The organism is Sphingobacterium sp. JUb56 (assembly GCF_014191365.1).
GTDB lineage: Bacteria > Bacteroidota > Bacteroidia > Sphingobacteriales > Sphingobacteriaceae > Sphingobacterium > Sphingobacterium anhuiense.
Map to the genome: position 1 here is coordinate 3,184,433 of NZ_JACHWL010000001.1, position 23,554 is coordinate 3,207,986.

Sequence of the window (23,554 nt, forward strand, 5' to 3'; positions counted from 1 at the left end):
AAGCAAAGATACTTTTTTTGACAGACATTTAAGCTAAGCTGTCCCCTATTTATGCACATAATTTCATGATTTATCGATTAAGATAAAAAATGTTTTCGATTTGCTGTGACGTTTTCGACTTGCCATTCAATCTCAACTGTAAACTCTTGCGATCGTATCGGACAGTCTTTTACCTGACAGTAGCTGCAACATTCAGGGAGGCATGGATCTGCGTGAATAAAAAACTCCGTTTCAACAGACATTTTGGTATTAACGATTTTATCTAAAATCGAGATTTCATCGTGTACTTTAATTAAAGAATAATAATTTGGAAGTGTCAAGTGACAATCTACATGCAATTCATTGCCATATCGTTGCACGCGCAGATTGTGTATATCAATCCAATCTGTATGACGGTTTTCCTGCAAAACTTGAACGACTTCTTTTACAAGATCTACATCGGACTCATCCATAAGTCCCCCCACTGACTGCCGTAACAATTTATACCCATTATATAAAATAAAAGTGCCCAAGACAAAAGAAATAGCAATATCGATCCACTTTAAGCCTGTTAATTTCATAAGAATAAGACCGACTACTAGGCCTATTGTACTATAGGCATCAACTTGTAGATGTTTACCGTCGGCTTCCAATGTAAGAGAACCCAATGCTCGCCCTCTTTTCATGATGTAGAATCCAATTATAAAATTAATCAGGGCCGTAACAGAAACTAAACCGATCCCTTCTTCCAAATTTGATAATGTAGATGGGAAAAAGATATTGTAAAATCCCTTTACCAGTATGATTGATCCGGCTATAAAAATAAGTCCCCCTTCCAAGAAAACAGAAAAGAATTCAACTTTTCCATGGCCATACGGATGATTGTTATCTTTAGGTTGAGCGGCTAAATAAATACTATAGAAAGCAAAACTTGAGGCAATGACATTGACAATACTTTCCGCAGCATCGGTGAAAATAGCATTGGAAGCAGTAAGGAAATACGCGACAAATTTGATGATCATCAATCCTAGCCCTGTCAAAAGGGATAGCAGAACTAATCTTTTTTGCTTAGACATAATAATACTTTATTTTCGCGACAAAGGTAGTCATATAACGCTACGATTTCCTTTTTAGTTTGAAACTACTAATCTTTTAGCATACTCTTTTACATCAATGCAATCTGATAAAATAAAATGGTGATCAATGCTAAGCAGAAATATCATTATAAAATTTATCGTATATTTCTAACATAGTAACATCGGTAATATACGAGATGAAAGATTAGAATAGATGTTATTCTAAAGAAATCAAAATCTTAATAATTTTACATATTTTCAGTAAAAAAGAAGCAATCGTTTGTCTTTTTTCAAGAAATTAAAGTATTATTTGCATTCTAAATAATATCTTTGTCTTACCATGAGCACACAATCATATTTATCAGATAGGATAAACAACTTATCCGAGTCGGCTACGCTTAAAATGACTAAGCTTGGTCGCGAATTAGCCGCAAAAGGCGTTAATGTTATCAGCTTAAGTGTTGGCGAACCAGATTTCAATACTCCTGACCACGTTAAAGAAGCTGCTAAGGTAGCTTTAGACGAAAATTGGACACGTTACTCGCCAGTTCCGGGATACCCAGAATTACGTCAGGCTATTGTGAATAAATTGAAGATTGAAAATAATCTTGATTATGACATCTCTCAAATCGTAGTTTCTACAGGTGCAAAACAGTCTTTATCAAATGTTATTTTAACACTTGTTAATCCTGGTGATGAAGTTGTAATACCCACCCCATACTGGGTTTCTTATTCAGAAATGGTTGTTTTAGCTGAAGGAAAATCGGTTTTTATCAATACTGAAATCGATAATAACTTTAAAATTACTCCTGAGCAACTTGAGGCTGCTATCACGCCTAAAACTAAATTGTTCATGTTCTCATCACCAAATAACCCTACAGGTACGGTGTATAGTAAAGATGAGTTAGCTGCTTTGGCAAAAGTATTTGAAAAACATCCACAGGTATTTATCTTATCAGATGAAATCTATGAACATATCAATTTTGTAGACAAACATGAATCTATCGCTCAATTTGATAGCATTAAAGACCGTGTGATTATCATTAACGGTTTCTCCAAAGCATTTGCAATGACCGGATGGAGATTAGGTTATATTGCTTGTAATAAAGAGATCGCTGCCGCAAATGACAAATTACAAGGACAAACGACATCGGGAACATGTTCGATATCACAACGTGCAGGAATCGTTGCTTATGAGCAAGGATTAGCATCAGTGAATAAAATGAAAGAGGCATTTGCTCGTCGTCGTCAACTGGTTTATGATCTATTATCCGCAATTCCAGGAGTTAAAACAAACTTACCTGAAGGCGCTTTCTATTTCTTCCCAGAAATCAGTTCTTTCTTTGGAAAAAAAGATGAGAATGGAAATGTAATCAACAATTCATCTGACTTAGCTCTATATCTATTGAATGTAGGTCATGTTGCAACAGTTGGTGGTGATTCATTTGGAAATGACAAATACATCCGTCTGTCATATGCTGCATCTGATGAAAGCTTAGTAGAAGCTTTAAGACGTATCAAAGAAGCATTAGGCAAATTAGCATAAACTTTTATAACCCATAACAAAAGAAGAGGCTGTCTTTAAAGATAGTCTCTTCTTTTGTTATATACTCAGATTAGCCCAATTTTCTACGTAACATGGCAAGGGAACGGATATGATTTATCTTGCCGCGGTATGCCGTATTCATAAATCCTTCTGCTAATTTTATTTCGGCATACGGCATATCAAAGCTGTAGTGTGGGTTTTACGTCAATTCCGAATACAAAATAAGCTCTCCAATATGATGTTCAATAAATTCAACTAAAAATCAGACTTTCCCTAAGTGCATCGATTCTGTACGAGAAGCTCTTTTAATTTAAACAAGAGGCTAAACAATATCAGAATTTTACCCGCCAGTAAACTCAACTAACTTAATAGTAAAATAATATTTCTCTAAAAGCATGTTACGTAGCAATAGCTATAAGCCATTCAGAGTTAATAATAAGCAATAGCGTAAAATGAACTACCGTAAGAATAAAGACAGACTGCCAAATTTCAATATACATTGGCCAGCGTGATGAATCAATTGGACATGGCGAATTACTACACCGCTGCAACGCAAAATAGTTTACCAAAAACGCGAAGACAACCGGCTAAGTTGGTATATACATTGATCAGAGTGATAAATCAATGAGCCATCGCGCATTGCTATCATACCTTTAAGCAAAATGAATGTGCAACACCACTTGTTAGAACTGCCAAGCACACAGGAACCTTTACCCTATTGTGGCCACTCCAAATCTCAAAGCGAAAATTATGGAATAAAAAACATATTAGATTTTCTCAATCTCAAGTGTTACTACAGACACTAGTTTTTTTTTAATTATTGGTATCAATACGATTCAATGTAAAAGAAAAAGTACTTCCTGAACCATATTCACTATCAACAGTTATAGTCCCCCCCTGTGCTTCGATAAACTCTTTACTGATACTTAAACCCAAACCTGTACCTTCTTTTTTAGTTCCCGGAATTCGAAAATACCGTTCAAATATTTTATCCTTATACTGATCTTCTATACCTTGTCCAGCATCTTTAATTGCAAATTTCACTTTATCCTCACTAGATCCAATAGAGATCCCAATGATAGCATTTTCATAGGAATAACGTACTGCATTTGAAAGTAAGTTGGTCAATACCCAGGCTGTTTTTTCATTATCCGCGAGCACATCTGGTAAGTTATTTTCCATTTGCAATTGCAATTCTATATGTTTTTGTTCTGCCATCGCTTTTGTTGCGCGTATAGCATATTCTATAAGTTCGCTCACATTGGTCGGTGCTACATTTAACTGAATGGTCCCACTTTCAACCTGTGTCATATTCAAAAGCTCACCTGTAATTTTCAACAACCTCCCGGTATCCTCGCGGATACTTTGAACAAGATTATTTTGATCTTCATTGAGTACACCAATTTGTTTATTTTCTAAAAGTTGTAACCCCATCTTTATGGAGGCAATCGGTGTTTTAAGTTCATGCGATATGGTTGCTATAAAATTCGTTTTAGCGAAATCCATTTCTTTAAACTGGGTAATATTACGCAACATGATGACCTGTCCTATAAATTGAGAATCTAATTCTCCCGTCGGTACAATATTGATATCGACAATCTCCTTCTCAAAATAACTTTCTTTACCATTTGCATAAATCTTAAGAAGAGTAGCTTCTCGTTGTTTCTGATCCTGAAAAATATCTTTGATAAAATCACGTATCAGATCATTTGTCACCGCTACATCCTGTATTTGCTTTCCAATTAGCTGTTCATTTTGTAAACCAGAAATTTTCAAAGCTTCTTCATTCGCGAATAATACCACCTTCTGTTCATCAATCCCAATTACAGGATCATGCATGTTATTAATAAGAGTATCTATTCGTTTTTTACCTTTTAATATTTTATCCAATTTACTTTCGGCATATTCTTCTAGTTTTTCAGCCATTGTATTAAAAGAATTTGCAAGCTCTCCAAATTCATTACGTTTATCATAATGTATTCGTTTTTTATAGTTTTCATTTGCAATCTGCTTAATGCTTTCTGTCAATTCTTTAATAGGATTTGCAATATTTGATGGCAGGTTAACGATCAGAACAAAAGCAATCAGAAAACACAATGTTCCGGTAATGGAAATGACAGCAATGGCTTTTTCTGCAGTTACAGAAGCAATATCACTTTTACGTTCTATGGCTTCCATATTGAGACGCATCAATTCAGTAATGTCTTTTCTTATTTTGGAAAGCAGCGTAACATCCGCTTTATTTTCAGTAAACTGATAGAAATGTTTTTCGACCATCTTTGTAGCCTGCACCTCTCCGATTTCAGTAACATTATGCTTTTGTTTCTCTAGATTTTCCTTAAAATCATGTAACGCTACTGGATCAACATCATATTCTTCCAATGCCAACAGCATATTGCGGGCATATTGCAAAGTATTATAATTGGCAACGAGAATATTATTGGTATCCCTTTTCAACTGATTGACATACCAGCCACTTACCACAACCAATAGTACAATCATCAGAAAAAGTGACCCAACACCAAAAGTTAATTTTGTCTTTATACGCATTATGAAAGAATTATAAGATCAATTTTTTCGTTTGAAAGCTTCGTCAGAAGTTTATTAAAAGTATTTGTTGCCCAAATGATTTTGATTAATCCCAAATGTGGCTTACCTATACAAACTGTCGTTATCTGTTTTGCTTCACATTGCTCAATAATGGCTGTAGCGATCTTGCTATGATTAACCTTTATAATCTCGGCGCCCAATTCTGTTGCTAATTTAAAATTATTAATCAAATGTCGCTGTTTATCCAGCGCTATTTTAGAAACACTTTCTTTAGGCGTTTGTACATAGAGAACAAACCATTTACTATTATAATAGTTTGCTAACCTTGCAGTCTTACGAATTACGATCGTAGCAGTCTTCTCATTTGAACTTACACAAGCTAGAAATTGCTCCTTCTTCATATATTTATGATGAATAACCTCCGTCTCAACTTTCCTTTGCACCTGTGAAGCAACTTCTTTTAAAGCCAGTTCACGTAATTGCAAAATATGATCACTATTAAAAAAATTTGCTAATGCCATTTCTATCTTAGCAGCATCGTAAATTTTACCATCTTTCAATCTATTTATCAACTCTTCAGCTGTTAAATCAATATTAACGACCTCATCGGCCAATCCAAGCACACTATCGGGTATACGTTCCTGTACATCAACACCTGTGATATTCTTAATCTCATCATGCAGACTTTCAATGTGCTGAATATTGACTGCGCTGATCACACTGATACCTGCATCCAATATATCGACAACATCCTGCCAACGCTTAGCATTGACACTTCCTTCAATATTACTATGAGCAAGTTCATCAATTATGACAATTTCAGGATGTATGTTAATAACCGCCTGAACATCCAATTCTTCAAGCTCTTTTCCCTTATAAAAAAGTTTACGTCTGGTTATCAACGGAATACCATCCAATAATGCATGTGTTTCTTTTCTATTATGAGTTTCAATATAACCTATTTTAATATCTACCCCACTATGTAGAAGCATATGTGCCTCTTGTAGCATACGATAAGTCTTCCCTACACCAGCGCTCATACCGATATACAGTTTAAATTTTCCTTTCCTAGATTTTTTTATCAGCCCTAAGAAATGTTCCGCATCTTTTCTTTCTTCCATATAAGTGTAGATCATGTTATTAGCTCTCTTGTTATTTTATAAACCAGTATAAAACAACAAGAGAAATAATAATTTGATTAAAAACGTAATGCCAAAGAAGTAATTCCAATCATATTATCTTTTTCCAAAGAATCATTTCGATCAGCAAAAATAGCATCTTTACTCTGTAGTCTCTTTAACTCTGTTCGCCATACTAAATTTGAGAAAACCACATAATCTACTGAAAAGGAATAACCAAATGTTTGAAAACCATTTGTAGTTCCGGTATTAATAATTATCCCTTTCTTATCTTGATAATATTCACCTCGTAAAGCTATAGCAAAATCATCATGAGGTTGATAGGAAGCGATCAAAACTGGAGTAAACCATGTGTTGTAATGACTGCTTCCTTTTTCCTTTTGTTCAGCACCAATATCAAACCCTGTTATAACCGTAAATTTATCATGCAGTTGGAACTGTCCATAAAAATTATGAAAATACCGCATCTGACGAACAGAATCGGCTTTATCATTACCAATAAACGAACTGCTGTTTAAAGTTATTTTATCCGTGGGCCTATACGTTAACTGATGCCCAAAAGCGGGGGTACTGTTTCCGTCAATCCGCTGAATTCTTTGCCAGCCATTTAAAACTAATCCACTCATCATCCATTTACCGTCATCGGTCGTATACGATATCTTAGCTCCTGTTTCAAAATAAGGAGAGTTATCCGCTCCTATACTACGTGTCAGGGTATAGCAATCCTTACTAATGGCGCTTTCAAATCCAATATGAGATGGCAAAACACCAGCATCAATCCATAAATTACGCTTTTCTGAAATCTTGATACCGACATTTGCTTCGTATATATTTTTCAACGTTACTGGTTCAGCAGCATAATTTGCATTCATATAAGTACCAGCCGCCAATGCCAGGTTAGTCCTGATTCTATCAGATTCATAATTTAATTTAATCAATCCAAGATTTAAATTAACCTCATTATTACGATGATGACTGTATACATATCCTGGTCGGGAATTATTTTTAGGGTTAGAAAAATCGTACTGACTGTATACTTCAACATAGCCACTAATCGTTAACGGATTTTTGATCTCAACGTTTTCTTGTGCTTGCAAAATATGGATAGTTCCTAATAACAATAGGGAACTGATGATATATTTTTTCATCTTAATTTTATCATTTTGTTGATAGAGCATTCGTGTATATCATGCTTAACATCCATAGCAGATGATTTTACAGCTTGATTTCACATTTGTTAATTGATTGTATAAGGATGCTATGAAATATCCAGACTGCGTACACATCACTCTTGACAGAATTACATTTATTCGAATGTGTATGACATGGATATTTCATATTAAATTATTTTGCAGATAATTGGTCTAATGCAATATTCAACTTTAATACATTTATTTTCGCAGGACCAAATAGTCCGATTAATGGTTTTTCGGTATGCTCATGAATTAATGTCATTAAGTCTGCTTCTGCAATATTTCGGATCTTAGCAATACGTTTCACCTGAACCTGAGCTGCCTGTACTGAAAAGTGAGGATCTAAGCCACTCGCACTTGCAGTAATAAGATCAGCAGGTATTTGTGCTTTTGTAATAGCGGGATTATGCACCAAAAATGTATCTATCCTACCTTTTACCTCTGCCAGATATGAAGGGTTTGAAGGGCCTTTGTTACTTCCCGCAGATCCTGCTGCATTATAGCCAGCCGCAGAAGGACGGGACCAGAAATAGTGATCATTTGTAAAGGCCTGACCAATGTTGCTGTAATAAGTCCTACCTTTAAAAGTGATGATTTCACCTTTACCTTCATTTGGAGCTACTTGAGCAATGGCCCATACAGCAAAAGGATAGATGACTGCAAAAAAAACAATTAGGATAAAAGTCAGCTTTATAGCTGGAAAAATATGCTTTTTCATGATTTCGTTTTTTTAAATAAATAAGGATACAATAAGATCAATCAATTTGATGCCTACAAATGGCACCAAAATACCCCCTACTCCAAAAATGAGCAGATTACGACGTAACAGTGCACTTGCACCTATCGGTTTATAGGCCACCCCTTTCAAAGCCAATGGAATTAAAAATGGAATAATTAGGGCATTGAATATCACGGCAGATAAGATGGCGCTCTCTGGACTATGTAATTGCATAATATTTAATCCTTGCAACGCTGGAATAGCCGTAATGAATAAAGCAGGAATAATCGCAAAATATTTCGCCACGTCGTTTGCAATACTAAAAGTAGTAAGAGTGCCACGAGTCATCAATAATTGTTTACCGATCTCCACAACTTCGATCAATTTCGTCGGATCATTATCCAAATCAACCATGTTGCCTGCTTCCTTAGCAGCTTGCGTCCCACTATTCATTGCAACACCAACATCTGCCTGAGCCAGTGCTGGAGCATCATTTGTACCATCTCCCATCATGGCAACCAGACGGCCATTAGCTTGTTCCATTTTGATGTAGTTCATCTTATCCTCTGGCTTAGCCTCAGCAATAAAATCATCGACTCCGGCCTTTTCGGCAATATATTTTGCCGTCAATGGATTATCGCCGGTTACCATAACTGTTTTGATACCCATTTTCCGTAAACGTTCGAACCGCTCTTGAATCCCTGGTTTAATAACGTCCTGCAATTCAATGACGCCTAAAGCAATTTCGTTTTCACAAACAACTAAGGGTGTACCTCCATTTTGAGAAATTTCAGTAACCTGATCGGTTATATCTACTGGAAATACATTTCCGGCCTGCGTAACGATATTACGGATCGCATCAGTCGCACCTTTACGAATACGAGTCTGATCAAAATCAATCCCGGAACTTCTTGTCTCTGCCGTGAATTTGATAAAAACGGGTGCATTGATTGGATACGCCAACGGATTAACGCCCGCCAACTCAATGATTGATTTTCCTTCAGGAGTTTCATCACTCATTGAACTTAATACAGCAGCTTTAATCAGTTGCTCTTCGGCTATGCCCTTCGTTGGGTAAAAATGTGTTGCTTTACGGTTACCAATGGTAATGGTACCAGTTTTATCCAATAATAGGACATCAATATCTCCAGCCGTCTCTACTGCTTTTCCGCTTTTAGTAATGACATTTGCTCGCAACGCTCTATCCATTCCTGCGATACCAATTGCGGATAATAATCCGCCAATCGTAGTGGGTATTAAGCAGATAAATAGTGAAATAAAAGCTGCAATTGTGATGGGCGCATTGGCATAATCTGCAAAAGGTTTTAAAGTCACAGTAACAATAATGAATACCAAGGTAAAACCTGCTAAAAGAATGGTCAATGCAATTTCATTTGGTGTTTTTTGACGACTTGCTCCTTCTACCAAAGCGATCATTTTATCTAAAAAACTTTCACCTGGTTCGGTCGTTACTTTTACCTGTATCTTATCGGACAATACTTTTGTTCCTCCTGTTACACTACTTTTATCCCCTCCTGCTTCACGTATAACAGGAGCCGACTCTCCAGTGATCGCGCTTTCGTCTATCGTTGCCAAGCCTACAACAATCTCTCCATCAGAAGGAATGATATCACCTGCTTCACATATAAAGATATCACCTTTCACAAGTTGTGAAGAAGAAATCATACTTCCATTTGCTAATTTTGCAGGGGTTTCCTCTCTTGTTTTACGTAAACTGTCTGCTTGTGCTTTTCCTCTAGCTTCAGCAATCGCTTCCGCAAAATTGGCAAACAACAGAGTAAGCAATAAAATCAAAAATATGGTGAAGTTATAACCAAAACTACCTTGTGATGATTCTCCTGACAATATCCATAAACTGACTATTAGCATCACAAAAGTTCCGATCTCTACCGTAAACATTACGGGATTACGAAACATCAGTTTAGGGTTCAATTTCACGAAAGACTGTTTGCAAGCTTGCAACAACATGTCACTCTGAAATAATGATTGATTCTTATTCATTTTTAAATATTTATATTGATGAAGTAAACGATCGTGTTAGCTTATCTAAACCAGTGATCGTTATCATTCAAATGAGATTAACGCATAGAAAAATATTCTGCAATAGGACCTAAAGCTAATGCTGGGAAAAATGATAATGCAGCTACAATAATGATTACTGTAAATACCAAAATCCCAAAAGTTGCTGTATCTGTCTGTAAAGTTCCCTCGCCCTCAGGAATAAATTTTTTCTTAGCCAACAAACCTGCAATTGCTACTGGTCCGATAATCGGCAAGAAGCGTGATAAGATCAAAACGATACCAGTACTGATATTCCACCAAGGTGTATTATCACCTAAACCTTCGAATCCACTTCCATTATTTGCCGATGAAGATGTATATTCATATAAGATCTCACTGAAACCATGAAAACCAGGATTGTTTAATGTTGATGCTCCTTGTCCGGGAAATGCGGTTGCTAAACCTGCACTGATTAAGATTAGAAATGGGTGAATCAATGCAATAATCATCGCAATCTTCATTTCTCTAGCTTCTATTTTTTTTCCTAAAAACTCGGGTGTGCGTCCCACCATCAGTCCACTGATAAATACAGCAAGAATAATGAAGATGAAAAAGTTAAGGATACCAACTCCTGCACCTCCATAAAAACTATTTATCATCATTGCTAATAATTCATTCATTCCGGAAAGTGGCATTGAACTATCGTGCATGGAATTAACAGATCCCGTTGAAATCACTGTTGTCACAATACTCCAGAATCCAGATGTTGCTGCTCCAATTCGGATTTCTTTTCCTTCCATCGCACCTAATGACTGATCAATTCCCATATTTGTTAGAGAAGGGTTACCATTCATTTCCATCTTGACATTTGGAATTGCCAATAGCAAGAACCCTACCGTCATCACGGCAAACATCATCCAGGATAACTTTCTCCTCTTGATAAAATAACCAAAAGCGAAGATCATGGCAAATGGAACGATCATCTGTGCCGCCATTTCTACCATATTGCTCAAATAGGTAGGGTTTTCAAAAGGATGAGCCGAATTGGTTCCAAAAAAACCACCACCATTTGTTCCAATATGCTTGATTGCAACAAACGCTGCAGCAGGTCCTCGCGATACTTGAACGGTATCACCTTGCAAACTTACAATTGTATCCTTACCCTCAAACGTCATGGGTGTTCCTTGAAAAGCAAGTATAATAGCTACAATAAAGGATAATGGAAGCAGAATTCGCGTACAAGATTTAATAAAATATTCATAAAAATTACCTAAATCTGTAGCTGTTCTATCTCTAAAAGCTCTAAAAAGAGTTACTACCGCAGCCATACCAGTACCTGCACTGACAAACTGTAAAAACATCAACCAATATTGACCCAAATAACTCACCCCAGTTTCACCAGAGTAATGTTGTAAATTACAGTTCACAACAAAAGAGATTACCGTGTTGAATGCCAAATCTGCTGTCATGCTTGGATTTTGATCTGGATTTAAAGGTAAACTTCTTTGCGTCATCAGTACCAGCATTCCCACCAGAAACCAAATCATATTGATGGTGAGCATCGCAACCATATGCTGCTTCCAACTCATTTCAACTTTTGGGTCTATACCTGTTAGTTTATAAAATAATCTTTCAATCGGATTGAAAACGGGATCAAAGATTGTCTTATCTCCAGCAAATACTTTCGCAATATATTTTCCTAAAGGAATTGCTAAAGCGATCGTACCAAGAAACATGACGATTATGGCTATTATTTCTGTATTCATAATTAAATTTTAAATATTATTTCATTCACAGTTTGATTGTTAAAACTGCTCCGGCTTTAGTAATACATACACGATGTATGCAAACACGCCTACTGCTACTATGAGTAATGCTATCATCGTTTGCTATAATTTTAATTTTCCATTATCGTTTTGAGGTATTCCTTCCTCAATTCTTTTGGCAATATGGCCAGATGCTTTTTTAAACTTGCTGGACTTTCTTCTATGGACAGCTTAGTCAGAAATTCATTTTCGATCGCATTACGTGTATATTGGTTTCCTCCCTGATATATCAAATTCACCACTTTTGCAATTTCTTCGGCGTCTGCATACTCATATTCATTACCTGAGCTCATCTTTTTTAAGCATTGTTCGGCTAATTTTCCTAATATGATATAATCAGCTACGGTATGATCGCCTAATTCTTTATCTGAAATCCAATTACTGGATTCTGGTATCCATTCTTCTAGGGTACTTATCATTTTTGTTTTCATTCTATTATTTTTTCATTTGTTGATGACTGCTCGAGTAGTACATAATAGCTGCTATATATCAAGATTATCTACTTCGTGGCTTCACCTTAAATCTGATCAAAAAAGTCAATTGATTTAAAAAACAGTGCAAAACAAATTACACCAACAAGTGTCAATATTATGGCTATCATCTTTATTAATTTATGTGCTGAGAATATCTACAAATTTTACAAGTGCAAAAGTCACAATTGCGACAAAGGCAATTTTCAATAATCCGGACGTTATGCCGGATTTCCAGTACCTGTCGTACTGCCTGATTTTTTTCCATTTTGAATTTAACATGAGTATTCATTTTGGAAGTGCTGGATGCCAATTTTATTCCAACTCTGCCAAGAAACAGACAAAACACTACACAACAACTCATTATATTAAAAACAGAAATATTTACCAACAAAAAAGCCTATCATTTTGATACGCTCTTTATCATAATAGAAAGATTTTCTTCAAAAGATATCGTGTAAACTGCTGTAAGGTTATAAGGGATTCTGATACGTAAGTATTGCACGGTTCTACGGTATTGCTAGGGACCAACCTTGACATAGGGTATACCTGTAAGCAGCGTTCTAGCTTAGTATTAGCAGGGTGAGAGTGCTATATAAGGAGAACTTACTGTGGACTTATAGTGGACTCACCGTGGATACAATACCTATTTGGTACGACCTTTTTATCAATAAAGTCCCTATTACATGCTATTGGATCTTCAGTTTGTTTATTGCAAGAGCAGGAATAATAGTTTTGTTCAGTTTAAATAACAATTAAGAGATTACGGGGGAAACAGTCATCTCTGTATGGAATTCGTTAACAAAAGTTTGAAATATAATTATGAAAGTAATAACTAAACAGTCGTCCACGTGGGAAAATAACAATAAAGAGCATGAAGTCTCCGTAAGACCAGAAACCTCTAGCTCATGGTATTAATTTATACTCTTCGATCTTACGATAGAGTGTTGCAATACCAATTTCCAAAAGACGAGCAGCCTCTGCTTTGTTTCCTTGAGTATGATGTAGTACTTTTTGAATATGCACTTTTTCGACACTTGCCATGGAGAAGGCAGATAACATTTTTACACCTGAATCAACGGCTATACTAGCAAAAGGAAGCGTGTCAACACACAATACATCATTATCTGATAAAATCACACTACGTTCTATGCAATTTTTAAGTTCACGAATATTTCCTTTCCATTGATGGTTTTCCAATGCAGTAATATATTCAGGCGAGATTTGTAATTCTTTTCTCTTAGCACGCAAAGAAAAGATTTGTGTAAAATGATTTGCCAATAAATGAATATCTTGCTTACGTTCACGCAGTGCTGGCAAATAAATACTGAATACCGAAAGACGATAAAATAAGTCACTTCTGAAATGTTCATTTGCTATTTCTTCTTCCAAATTACGATTCGTAGCTGCAATAATACGAACATCTACACGTGTTACTTTTGTTTCTCCAATTTTTAAAAATTCGCCAGTTTCTAATACCCTTAAAATTTTGGCCTGCAATTCCACTGGCATTTCGCCGATTTCATCAAGAAAAATAGTGCCTTTATTTGCCTCTTCAAAAAGTCCTCTTTGATCTTTCATTGCACCGGTAAAAGAACCGGCCTTATGTCCAAATAATTCACTTTCCAATAGTTCTTTACTAAAAGCGGCACAATTAATGGCGACAAAATTAAACTTACTACGGTTACTTGCCTGATGTATCGCTTGTGCAAACACTTCTTTTCCAGTTCCTGTATCACCTGTTAATAACACTGTCGTATCAGTAACAGCAACTCTTTTTGCTAAATCAATTGCATTTAAGATTGATTTCGATTTTCCGACAATCTTGTCAAAGGAATAGCGGTCCCCTAGCTGTTCTTCGAGTTTTTGAACTCTTTTTGCCAATGCTACCTTTTCGCTTGCATTATTTACTAATGGAATAATCTTATTGTTATCGTCTCCTTTGGTAATATAATCAAAAGCTCCATTTTTAATTGCCTGTACGCCATCCGGAATATTTCCATATGCTGTCAACAAGATAATTTCAGTTAACGGGTACTTCTGTTTTATTACCTTGGTGCTATCTACACCACTTCCGTCGGGTAATTTAACATCACAGATTACAACATCAATATCTTGCTCTTCCAAGCGTTTCAATCCTTTCTTTAAATCTGAAGCTTGAAATACTTCAAAGCCTTCTAGAGTAATAATTCTAGCAAGTAGTGTACGAATCTTTTCTTCGTCGTCGATGATTAGGATAGTGCTCAATGATTAAAATTTAGATATCAAACTTAAGTAAATTTTAGGCGAAACTTATTATCTATATCAAATACAACTTGTACTTAACGACCAAAATGATCATAGTTATCAGTTGCAAACTTTTCAAAACGTGTTAACAGGGCAATATTATCACGTTCCAATTGCGTTAGCTCTTTTGTTACATCATTGGAAACTGGGACATACCAATCCACCGGATCAAAGAATTGACGCACATTAATTTTAGTAAAAGCATATCCATGACGTGCAAAAATAGTATTTCGAATAATCTCTAAATCCAACTTCTTCAAATTTTTTAAATCAGCTTCTGTGAGCTTTGTTTTTGACGCATTGAGCGTATATACAACAGGCGATGCTGCACGATATAAATCATTAATAAAGGTGTAAGTTGAATCTCCGTCTGCCATCGTCTTTGTTTCCTTTTTTGACGCATACCAGTCAATTAATGGTTCGCTATTTTCATCATTAGGTAACATGAGATTAGCATTATAAACGAACTGTTTTTTTATTAATTTGAAATTCCGTTTTTTCACATTTACACTTTGATCAAATGCTGTCCAAGATCCCTCTAAAGTATCTTTATTCAATTTGAATTCAAATCTTCCGTCAGATTTTTTATCTCCGGGCTCATCCAAGATAAAGGTGATCAAATTTCCATTTTCTTCTATTTTCCCTACCAAAGGTCTTAAATTTCCTTTAACCACATTTTGCGCAATGACTGTATCAGCTGTGATTCTTTTAATTGTCAAATTAATTTTAGGACTATAATCGAATTCCGCAGGAAATTCGCCTTGCTTTTCAAGAATTTCTTCCGAAACTTTTTCATCTACAGTAAAATCGCCTACCCAATTTCCATATAATTCTGGATGAATCTCATCTTCGACCATAGCTCCCGAAACTGATTGGTCTGAAGATTTTTTATCTGTTTTACTATTACAAGAGGTTAGCATGACGAATGCCAGTGCCATATAGAAAAGTCTTTTCATATTATTTATTACGGTTAATTATCCATTCTGCAATTAGTAGATTTGGAATCCAGCCTAACCAGGCCACCAATTGGTATAGGTCCATGGGATAGGGATGAAAGAAATAAACTAATACAAGTTTCCAATAGCGCAAAGTTAATGCCGAACATGTCAATGCAAAACTTCTGATCATAAATTTTTTATGCGCTTTAAAATCTCCCGTTTTTGCTTTTAGAACAGCTTGAAGTGTAAAGTAAAACCAAAATATTGCAAGTAAGGTAAAGGCAATCTGAGCAACTGGTCCACCGTTGGCTTGCATTGCGATTAAAAAACCAGAGGGTGCTGCAACAATTAAAATAGCACCAACATATAAATAACCAAATGCGATATGTAAACGTGGGTATGTTCTTAAAATGGTGCTACTAAATTGTGTAAATCCAGCTGGAAGCGCTAAAATTGCAAAAGTAACATGGGCATAAAACACATATCTGTACCAGAAGATCTCCGTTATTTCAGTCTGTTTAATCTGTAAAAAAGAAGTATCTAATTCAAAATTTCGATATTGCCAAATAATTTCTGCCATTAGGATACAGCTATAGCCAAACAGTAATAATAGTACTAAATTACCAATGATTTTTTTCCAACCCAAAGTCATCTCTTCCGATTTGATTTAATTAAGGTAATTTAAAAAATTACCTTAATTTTCAAAATTTCACTTAACAACCAATGGTAATGCCGTTCACAATAACCGCTTCTTTCTTTACGACCACGATACCATCACAAACAGCATAAGTCTCATAATCTCCATCTTTAAGATGCTTCCCTCCTTTTATACGAACATTATTACCAATACGACAGTTTTTATCTAGGATTGCATTTTCAATATAACATCGTTCACCGACGCCTACTGGCGGAGGTGCCTGCGTACTTCCTAATTCCAAAACTTCCTCCAGTTGTTCATAATAATCACTACCCATCATATAGGTGTTTTTAATCACTGTACCATGTCCTATACGGGAGCGAATACCAATGATTGAACGCTGAATTTTATCGCCATTAAGAATACATCCATCTGCAACAATTGTATTGTTTAATGTAGTTCCTGATATTTTAGAAGGAGGCAACATCCGTGCTCTTGTATAAACTGTTTCATTAAACAAATTAAAATCAGGGATATCATCGGTTAAACCAATATTTGCTTCAAAAAAAGAACTAATTGTACCAATGTCAGTCCAGTACCCATCAAATTGATAACTCAGTACATTTTTGGAATCTATACTTTCAGGAATGATTTCTTTCCCAAAATCCATACCTGGATTTTCTTTGAGTAAGGAGGCCAATACACCTTTTGAAAAAACATAAATCCCCATAGAAGCTAAATAATGTCTACCGCGCTTATCCATCTCTTCTGATACTTCGGACCCCCAGTTTAACAGTTCTTCTTTATTAGGCTTTTCTATAAAGGAGGTAATAACATTATTTTCATCCGATTTTAAAATTCCAAATCCTGTTGCATCTTTACCAGTGACAGGAATAGTTGCAATGGTGACATCTCCTTTGTTTTTAACATGAAAGTCGACTAATGCAGCATAATCCATTTGATACAATTGATCACCTGACAGAATAAGTACATAGTCATAATCGACATTCAGCAGATTTTTCTGTGTTCTCCTCACAGCATCAGCTGTTCCTTCGAACCACCGATCGCCTTCATTATTTTGATCTGCAGCTAATATATCTACAAATCCTTTACTAAAAATACTGAAATTATAAGCGTTTTTAATGTGCTTATTTAAAGATGCCGAATTATACTGTGTCAGAACAAAGATTTTATTATATCCGGAATTTAAGCAATTCGAAATCGGAATATCCACCAAACGGTATTTACCAGCAATTGGTACAGCTGGTTTTGAGCGCTGTTCGGTCAAGGGATACAAACGAGTACCTCGTCCACCCCCCAAAACAATAGAGACTACTTTGTGTGACATATTATTTCAATAATTTAGTGTACAAATCCAAATATTTTTGAGCTGACTTATTCCATGAAAAATCCAAATGCATTTCCCTTTGTCTAATTTCTGACAACAAATCGGCCTGATTAACTATTTCTAAAGTCCTTATCACACCCTGTACTGCATCTTCAACATGTGCTTCGGGAAATACGATACCGTATCCACCTGTCTCTTGCACGTCAATAACTGTATCTTTGAGCCCGCCAATACCTCTTACTACTGGAATTGTCCCATACTGTAGGGCATATAATTGGTTTAATCCACAAGGCTCCACTCTTGAGGGCATCAATAACAGATCTGTTGCTGCATATACTTGATGTGCAAGTGATTCATTATACCCAAAATAAACCGCAAGCTGTTTTGGGTATTTTTCTAAAACCTGTTGCAAAGCATCCTGAATATCTTGATCTCCTGAGCCTAAAATAAATATACTCATTTTGGATTTAATATTTCCCAATAGTTGATCAATTATTTCAGCTAATAAATCTGCTCCTTTTTCTATCGCAAATCGGCCTATAAATGACATTAATGGTAAAGAAGGATCTAATTTATACTGTTCACATAAGCTTTTTTTATTTTGTGATTTACCTTTTTCAACTGTATTAAGATTATAATTCGAATCAATTAAAGTATCTAACTGCGGATTCCAATAATCTGTATCGATCCCGTTAACAATGCCGTATCCTTTTTGCGATTCGGATGAAAACAAAGATTGTAGACCATTTGCTTCGATAAATAATTCTTTTAAATATCCTTCTGAAACCGTAGAAAATGCATCGCAACATTTAACCGCTGCTGCCATGGGATTAATTACACCATCCCAATCAAGCAATCCCCATTGCCAAGTATCGAAACTTGGCAATAAAATACCTTTACTCCAATTCATCCAGCCTTGATACTGTCCATTGTGAACTGTAAAAAGTGTTTTAACATGCGAAAACTGTTGAAATTCATAACTGTATTTCAATAAAAAAGGAACCAATCCGACATGATGATCATGACAATTGATCAAATCGGGTTGTATGCCATCTGCTTTTAACCAATGTAAAAAAGCATGTTGAAATGACAGCCATTGCTCAGATTCATCAGGGTAACAGTATACTTCCTCACGATCTAATTTACCGGGTATGCGAATGAGATATAATGGAAATCCGAGCAGATCATTTGCTTCCTTCAAAATTTCATAATGCAATAATTCCGATCCTTGATAGAAAGCTCCGGAGGCAATATGATCAAACTTATTTTCTTGTGTAAATTTTCGATTGTACCAAGGCATAACAACGGATGCGTCAACACCAAGTTTACGCTGATATTTAGGTAAAGCTCCCAATACGTCTGCCAGTCCGCCTACCTTTGCTACCGGAAAACATTCAACACTTAAATGTATTACTTTCATTATGCTTTTCGTTTTAATATTATACCTCCTAAAGGTGGTAAAGTTATCGTTATCGATTGCTCAAAACCCATCCAGTGAATATGTGTTGAATTGTAAGCTTCGCCGATCAGTCCACTCCCATTAAATTCTAATTGATCTGAATTCAAAATTTCTTCCCATACGCCATTTTTTGGTATACCTATCCTAAATTCTTTTCTAACAACTGGGGTTAGATTTAATATGACTAATAAGTTGTCTTTTTCTTCATATCCCTTGCGTAAATACGCGTACACGCTATTGGTATAATCTCCTTGTTCTACCCATTGAAACCCATCGCCTACAAAAGCTTTCTGATAAAGTGCTGGTTGACTTTTGTACACACGATTTAAGGCGGTAACAAATCTAAGCATACCTTTATGTGGCGAATAATCCAGTAAGTGCCAATCCAAAGATTTGTTTTCATTCCACTCTGCTGTTTGTGCAAATTCATCACCCATAAATAACAGTTTCGTCCCGGTTAATGTAAACATATACAAATAAAGTGCTCTTAAATTTGCGAATTTTTGCCATTCATCACCCGGCATCTTATACAAAAGAGATTTTTTTCCATGCACAACTTCGTCATGAGATAAGGGCAACATAAAATTTTCATGATATGCATACACAGTTGCAAAAGTCAATTTGTGATGATGATATCGGCGATTAATAGGATCTTCTTTGAAATAATCTAACGTATCATGCATCCAACCCATCATCCATTTCATGCCAAAACCTAATCCTCCTACAGATGTTGGCTTACTTACACCAGGCCAAGATGTTGATTCCTCTGCGATGGTATGAACATCTGGGAAATGATGATAAACAGCTTCGTTAAATTCTTTTAAAAACTCTACAGCTTCCAAATTTTCTCTTCCTCCAAATTTATTGGGTTCCCACTCGCCTTCATTACGCGAATAATCAAGATAAAGCATGGAAGCAACGGCATCCACACGCAAACCATCCACATGATACCGGTCCAACCAAAAGAGCGCATTACTAATGAGGAATGATCGCACTTCGTTTCGACCATAATTAAAGATATATGATTTCCAATCTGGATGAAATCCCTTCCTTATATCTTCGTGCTCGTAAAGGAAACTACCATCGAAACGATATAATCCATGAGCGTCACCAGGATAATGTGAAGGTACCCAATCTAAAATTACACCAATATTATGCTTATGTAAAGATTCGATCAAATACATTAAATCTTGTGGTCCCCCATAGCGTGAAGATGCAGCAAAATAACCCGCAATCTGATAACCCCAAGATGGATAAAAGGGGTGTTCCATAACAGGAAGAAACTCGACATGTGTAAATCCTGTTTCTATTATATAGGGAACTAATCGATCTGCAATTTCGCGATAGGAAAGCAAGCGATCGGGATCTGAAGGATCACGTTGCCAGGAACCCAAGTGTATTTCATACACCGACATAGGTTTATCCAAACTATTAAATTGAGCTCTTTGTGACATCCAGTTTTTGTCCTCCCACTCATACCAAGTTGTACCGACAATTGACGCAGTTTGTGGTGGTAACTCACTAATCAACGCAAAAGGATCAGCTTTTTCCAATTGCTCTCCTGACATTGAATTAATATGGTATTTATATACTTCTCCTATTCCAATATTTGGAATAAATCCCTCCCAGATACCACTTCCGTCCCAACGCACATGCAAAAGGTGTGTATAAGGATTCCAACCATTGAAATTTCCAATCACGGAAACTTGACTTGCATAAGGTGCCCAAACGGCAAAATAAACTCCTGATTGACCGCTATACTCAACAACATGAGATCCAAATTTCTCATATAATTTGTAATGTCTTCCAGCTCTAAATAATGATATGTCGAATGCTGTAAGTAACGAAAATACTTCTACTGGTTGACCCATGATCAGATTAGGTGTTAGGTTTAATAATCGTAAATTATGTTATAATTAAGTTTCTGAAATCTTTTTCTACTTGGATGTAATCATTGCCTGATTCATCTTTTAACAAGTTGAGTTCAACACCATCTGCCTTAACTGTTCTTACTTCAAATGGAATGCCGATCAGATAAATTTTGTAATCATCAAACCTTTCATTGTAAAGTCCTTCCACTTGTTGCAGTATCACTAAGCTATTATCTGTCCCTTCTAAAAGGAAGTGTTTTTCAGCATAGACACTTTGTTCATAAGCAAAGGTATCGCCATGATCAGCATAGGTATAAGAGTCAAACTTACCTCTACTGAAATAAACATTCAATTTCAATGCATCAATTTTTTGCTGAAATGTATATTGCATGACGGGATATTCAGGAATTATACTTCCTCCTTTTACAAAAATTGGCATTTCATCTAGGGGAGTATCAATAGTATGTTCCTGTAAACCTACATATTTCTGTAAATTGAAATAATAATACCATTCTCCTTCTGGAAGATAAACCACTTTATTTTTTTGTCCCGGATTAAGAACAGGTGAGACTAAAATTTTATCTCCGAAACAAAACTCTTCCTCTCGTATTAAATTTTTAGGGATATGTTGTTCCACCAAGGAAATCGGTCTTAAAATAGGTTCTCCATAACGATGTTGTTGCCAAAAAATGGTATAGATATAAGGTAGTAATTTATACCTCATTTCAATAAATTTCTTACATATTGCTTCCCATTCGGGACCAAAACTCCATGGTTCACGGTCGCGGGTATCACCTGCGGAATGTACGCGCATGAATGGAGAAAAGACGCCAAATTGCATCCAACGTGTAAACAATTCTCCATCCGGTTCTCCTGTAAATCCTCCAATATCGGTTCCGCAAAAAGAAAGTCCCGAAACGGATAATCTTTGCAACTGCAGAAGACCAATACGAAGATGTTCCCATGTTGCAATATTATCTCCGGTCCATACCGAAGAAAAACGCTGTGTACCCGAATACGCTGCTCTCGTGATAGTAAAAGGTCTTTTATTTTTATATAGCTTTTTTAAACCATCATACGTAGCACGTACCATCTGCATGCCATATATATTGTGCGCTTTCCTGTGGGAACCTCGATAGCCATCATAGTTATGTCTTACGTCATCCGGAAATGTACCTCTTCCAAAAACAGCAGGTTCATTCATATCGTTCCAAAATCCAGCAACTCCGTCATCAACCAAGCCTTTGTATAAAGTACCCCACCATTCCCTTACAGTTGGATTTGTAAAATCGGGAAACTGACATCTTCCCGGCCACACAAAACCTTCCATAAAATAATCATCACCTCGACGACAGAAATACCTATTTTGCTGTCCTTCCTTGAACACCCAATAATTTTCATCAACCTTAATACCAGGATCTATCATAACCACTGTTTTAAAGCCATTGGCAGCTAAATCTGATATCATTTTTTTAGGATCCGGAAAATATTTTTTGTCCCAGGTGAAACAGCGATAGCCATCCATATAATCGATATCGAGGTAAATAGCATCGCAAGGGATTTCTCTTTTTCTAAATTCTGCTGTTATATCTCTTACATTCTGCTCAGGATAATAACTCCATCGACATTGATGGTAACCAATCCCCCATAATGGAGGCATATAATGGGTTCCAGTGATACTATGATAACGTTTTACCACATCGATCATATTTGGGCCATGAATATAATAATATTGCATCTCACCGCCTTCGGACCAGAAGCTTGTACGTTGTTTATTTTCTGAAGCAAAATCGAAGAATGTTCTGAATGTATTATCAAAGAAAATACCGTAGGCTTCTCCACCAGTCACTCCGATATAAAATGGAATTGTTTTATAAAGGGGATCTTGATTAAAAGCATAGCCGTAGGTATCCGAATTCCAGTTTTTAAATCGTTTACCTCGAAGATTTAAATTGGTGGCTTTGTCTCCCAAGCCGAAGAAAGCTTCATCTTCATGTGCCTTTTTACTGCAATATACATAATAACCGCCAAAGTCTGGATTTTCCTCCCAATGCATTGGTTTATCATCGGTATTGAATACTTTACCTGAAAAATCTTGAAATGAAACCAAAAAATCTGCTTTACGGATAGCGCAGATCACTTTATTTGTTTTGACGTAATAACTTGTTTCATCTTCATCTACAGAAAACGATACTGCGTGCTGATCTGTATCGATAACAGCATAAGAAAAGTCATCTAAAAAAGATCCTTGAGGAGCCAAACGAACGCGAATAATTTCATCAGAAACTATTCGAATTTCCACTTTAGCAATACCATCTGTAAAATAAAATGTATTCCGATCCTTAGAGCATGCTCTTACTCTAGCCAGGTATTTTTTCTCTATAGTAGGAAGGTCTAATACAGGATTATTAACATGATGTACATTATCTTCAGACGAGTTTGCATCTAACAGATCATTTGCAATTTCCTCTTTTTTTATCGAGTCTCCCATAGTAT

The 23,554-nt window shown here is 36.0% G+C and carries 17 protein-coding genes; 1 reads left to right on the forward strand and 16 read right to left on the reverse strand.

Annotated elements, in window-relative coordinates; translation table 11 throughout:
- Positions 1-77: 77 nt before the first annotated feature.
- Positions 78-1,055 (reverse strand): cation diffusion facilitator family transporter, encoded by a 978-nt coding sequence (locus FHR29_RS13665; RefSeq protein ID WP_132773763.1) that lies wholly within the window; start codon positions 1,053-1,055, stop codon positions 78-80.
- 340 nt (positions 1,056-1,395) lie between these two features.
- Here FHR29_RS13665 and FHR29_RS13670 point away from each other — a divergent pair, with 340 nt between their 5' ends.
- On the forward strand, positions 1,396-2,601 hold the full coding sequence (locus FHR29_RS13670) for a pyridoxal phosphate-dependent aminotransferase (protein ID WP_237682694.1): 1,206 nt from the start codon (positions 1,396-1,398) through the stop codon (positions 2,599-2,601).
- 813 nt (positions 2,602-3,414) lie between these two features.
- On the opposite strand, the gene FHR29_RS13675 is transcribed toward FHR29_RS13670, so the two are convergent.
- From FHR29_RS13675 to FHR29_RS13745, 15 genes are all read right to left on the reverse strand, one after another.
- A complete protein-coding gene (locus tag FHR29_RS13675; protein WP_183915328.1) occupies positions 3,415-5,151 on the reverse strand; it encodes an ATP-binding protein in 1,737 nt (578 codons plus the stop codon).
- A complete protein-coding gene (locus FHR29_RS13680) occupies positions 5,151-6,272 on the reverse strand; it encodes a sensor protein KdpD (RefSeq protein ID WP_132771815.1) in 1,122 nt (373 codons plus the stop codon). The genes FHR29_RS13675 and FHR29_RS13680 overlap by 1 nt, the downstream gene beginning before the upstream one ends.
- Before the next feature lie 77 nt (positions 6,273-6,349).
- Positions 6,350-7,438, reverse strand: a complete 1,089-nt coding sequence (locus FHR29_RS13685; protein WP_183915330.1) for a porin — start codon at positions 7,436-7,438, stop codon at positions 6,350-6,352.
- A gap of 196 nt (positions 7,439-7,634) precedes the next feature.
- Positions 7,635-8,201, reverse strand: a complete 567-nt coding sequence (locus FHR29_RS13690) for a K(+)-transporting ATPase subunit C (protein ID WP_183915332.1) — start codon at positions 8,199-8,201, stop codon at positions 7,635-7,637.
- Positions 8,202-8,213: 12 nt separating this feature from the next.
- A complete protein-coding gene (kdpB, locus tag FHR29_RS13695) occupies positions 8,214-10,223 on the reverse strand; it encodes a potassium-transporting ATPase subunit KdpB (protein WP_183915334.1) in 2,010 nt (669 codons plus the stop codon).
- A 77-nt stretch (positions 10,224-10,300) separates the two neighbouring features.
- Positions 10,301-11,989, reverse strand: a complete 1,689-nt coding sequence (kdpA, locus tag FHR29_RS13700) for a potassium-transporting ATPase subunit KdpA (protein ID WP_183915336.1) — start codon at positions 11,987-11,989, stop codon at positions 10,301-10,303.
- 39 nt (positions 11,990-12,028) lie between these two features.
- Positions 12,029-12,106, reverse strand: coding sequence for a K(+)-transporting ATPase subunit F (gene kdpF / locus FHR29_RS26880; protein WP_084825336.1), 78 nt, complete (start codon positions 12,104-12,106; stop codon positions 12,029-12,031).
- 14 nt (positions 12,107-12,120) lie between these two features.
- On the reverse strand, positions 12,121-12,480 hold the full coding sequence (locus tag FHR29_RS13710) for a hypothetical protein (RefSeq protein ID WP_183915338.1): 360 nt from the start codon (positions 12,478-12,480) through the stop codon (positions 12,121-12,123).
- Between the two features lie 945 nt (positions 12,481-13,425).
- Complete coding sequence (locus tag FHR29_RS13715; RefSeq protein ID WP_183915340.1) at positions 13,426-14,766, reverse strand: sigma-54 dependent transcriptional regulator; 1,341 nt, start codon at positions 14,764-14,766, stop codon at positions 13,426-13,428.
- A gap of 74 nt (positions 14,767-14,840) precedes the next feature.
- A complete protein-coding gene (locus FHR29_RS13720) occupies positions 14,841-15,761 on the reverse strand; it encodes a YARHG domain-containing protein (RefSeq protein ID WP_183915342.1) in 921 nt (306 codons plus the stop codon).
- Between the two features lies 1 nt (position 15,762).
- A complete protein-coding gene (locus FHR29_RS13725) occupies positions 15,763-16,323 on the reverse strand; it encodes a DUF2306 domain-containing protein (RefSeq protein WP_260292112.1) in 561 nt (186 codons plus the stop codon).
- 133 nt (positions 16,324-16,456) lie between these two features.
- Complete coding sequence (locus FHR29_RS13730; RefSeq protein WP_021188128.1) at positions 16,457-17,728, reverse strand: glucose-1-phosphate adenylyltransferase; 1,272 nt, start codon at positions 17,726-17,728, stop codon at positions 16,457-16,459.
- A gap of 1 nt (position 17,729) precedes the next feature.
- Positions 17,730-19,148 (reverse strand): glycogen synthase, encoded by a 1,419-nt coding sequence (locus tag FHR29_RS13735; RefSeq protein WP_183915346.1) that lies wholly within the window; start codon positions 19,146-19,148, stop codon positions 17,730-17,732.
- Positions 19,148-21,058: a 1,4-alpha-glucan branching protein GlgB gene (glgB, locus tag FHR29_RS13740; RefSeq protein ID WP_183915348.1), complete on the reverse strand. Its 1,911-nt coding sequence runs from the start codon at positions 21,056-21,058 to the stop codon at positions 19,148-19,150. The genes FHR29_RS13735 and glgB overlap by 1 nt, the downstream gene beginning before the upstream one ends.
- 34 nt (positions 21,059-21,092) lie before the next feature.
- A complete protein-coding gene (locus FHR29_RS13745; protein WP_183915350.1) occupies positions 21,093-23,549 on the reverse strand; it encodes a glycoside hydrolase family 31 protein in 2,457 nt (818 codons plus the stop codon).
- Positions 23,550-23,554: the final 5 nt, after the last annotated feature.

What these genes read in the sequence shown, in the direction of transcription:
- FHR29_RS13665 (WP_132773763.1), bottom strand. Translation starts at nt 1,055, where the DNA reads ATGTCTAAGCAAAAAAGATTAGTTCTGCTATCCCTTTTGACAGGGCTA.
- FHR29_RS13670 (WP_237682694.1), top strand. Translation starts at nt 1,396, where the DNA reads ATGAGCACACAATCATATTTATCAGATAGGATAAACAACTTATCCGAG.
- FHR29_RS13675 (WP_183915328.1), bottom strand. Translation starts at nt 5,151, where the DNA reads ATGCGTATAAAGACAAAATTAACTTTTGGTGTTGGGTCACTTTTTCTG.
- FHR29_RS13680 (WP_132771815.1), bottom strand. Translation starts at nt 6,272, where the DNA reads ATGGAAGAAAGAAAAGATGCGGAACATTTCTTAGGGCTGATAAAAAAA.
- FHR29_RS13685 (WP_183915330.1), bottom strand. Translation starts at nt 7,438, where the DNA reads ATGAAAAAATATATCATCAGTTCCCTATTGTTATTAGGAACTATCCAT.
- FHR29_RS13690 (WP_183915332.1), bottom strand. Translation starts at nt 8,201, where the DNA reads ATGAAAAAGCATATTTTTCCAGCTATAAAGCTGACTTTTATCCTAATT.
- kdpB (WP_183915334.1), bottom strand. Translation starts at nt 10,223, where the DNA reads ATGAATAAGAATCAATCATTATTTCAGAGTGACATGTTGTTGCAAGCT.
- kdpA (WP_183915336.1), bottom strand. Translation starts at nt 11,989, where the DNA reads ATGAATACAGAAATAATAGCCATAATCGTCATGTTTCTTGGTACGATC.
- kdpF (WP_084825336.1), bottom strand. Translation starts at nt 12,106, where the DNA reads ATGATAGCATTACTCATAGTAGCAGTAGGCGTGTTTGCATACATCGTG.
- FHR29_RS13710 (WP_183915338.1), bottom strand. Translation starts at nt 12,480, where the DNA reads ATGAAAACAAAAATGATAAGTACCCTAGAAGAATGGATACCAGAATCC.
- FHR29_RS13720 (WP_183915342.1), bottom strand. Translation starts at nt 15,761, where the DNA reads ATGAAAAGACTTTTCTATATGGCACTGGCATTCGTCATGCTAACCTCT.
- FHR29_RS13725 (WP_260292112.1), bottom strand. Translation starts at nt 16,323, where the DNA reads ATGGCAGAAATTATTTGGCAATATCGAAATTTTGAATTAGATACTTCT.
- FHR29_RS13730 (WP_021188128.1), bottom strand. Translation starts at nt 17,728, where the DNA reads ATGTCACACAAAGTAGTCTCTATTGTTTTGGGGGGTGGACGAGGTACT.
- FHR29_RS13735 (WP_183915346.1), bottom strand. Translation starts at nt 19,148, where the DNA reads ATGAAAGTAATACATTTAAGTGTTGAATGTTTTCCGGTAGCAAAGGTA.
- glgB (WP_183915348.1), bottom strand. Translation starts at nt 21,058, where the DNA reads ATGGGTCAACCAGTAGAAGTATTTTCGTTACTTACAGCATTCGACATA.
- FHR29_RS13745 (WP_183915350.1), bottom strand. Translation starts at nt 23,549, where the DNA reads ATGGGAGACTCGATAAAAAAAGAGGAAATTGCAAATGATCTGTTAGAT.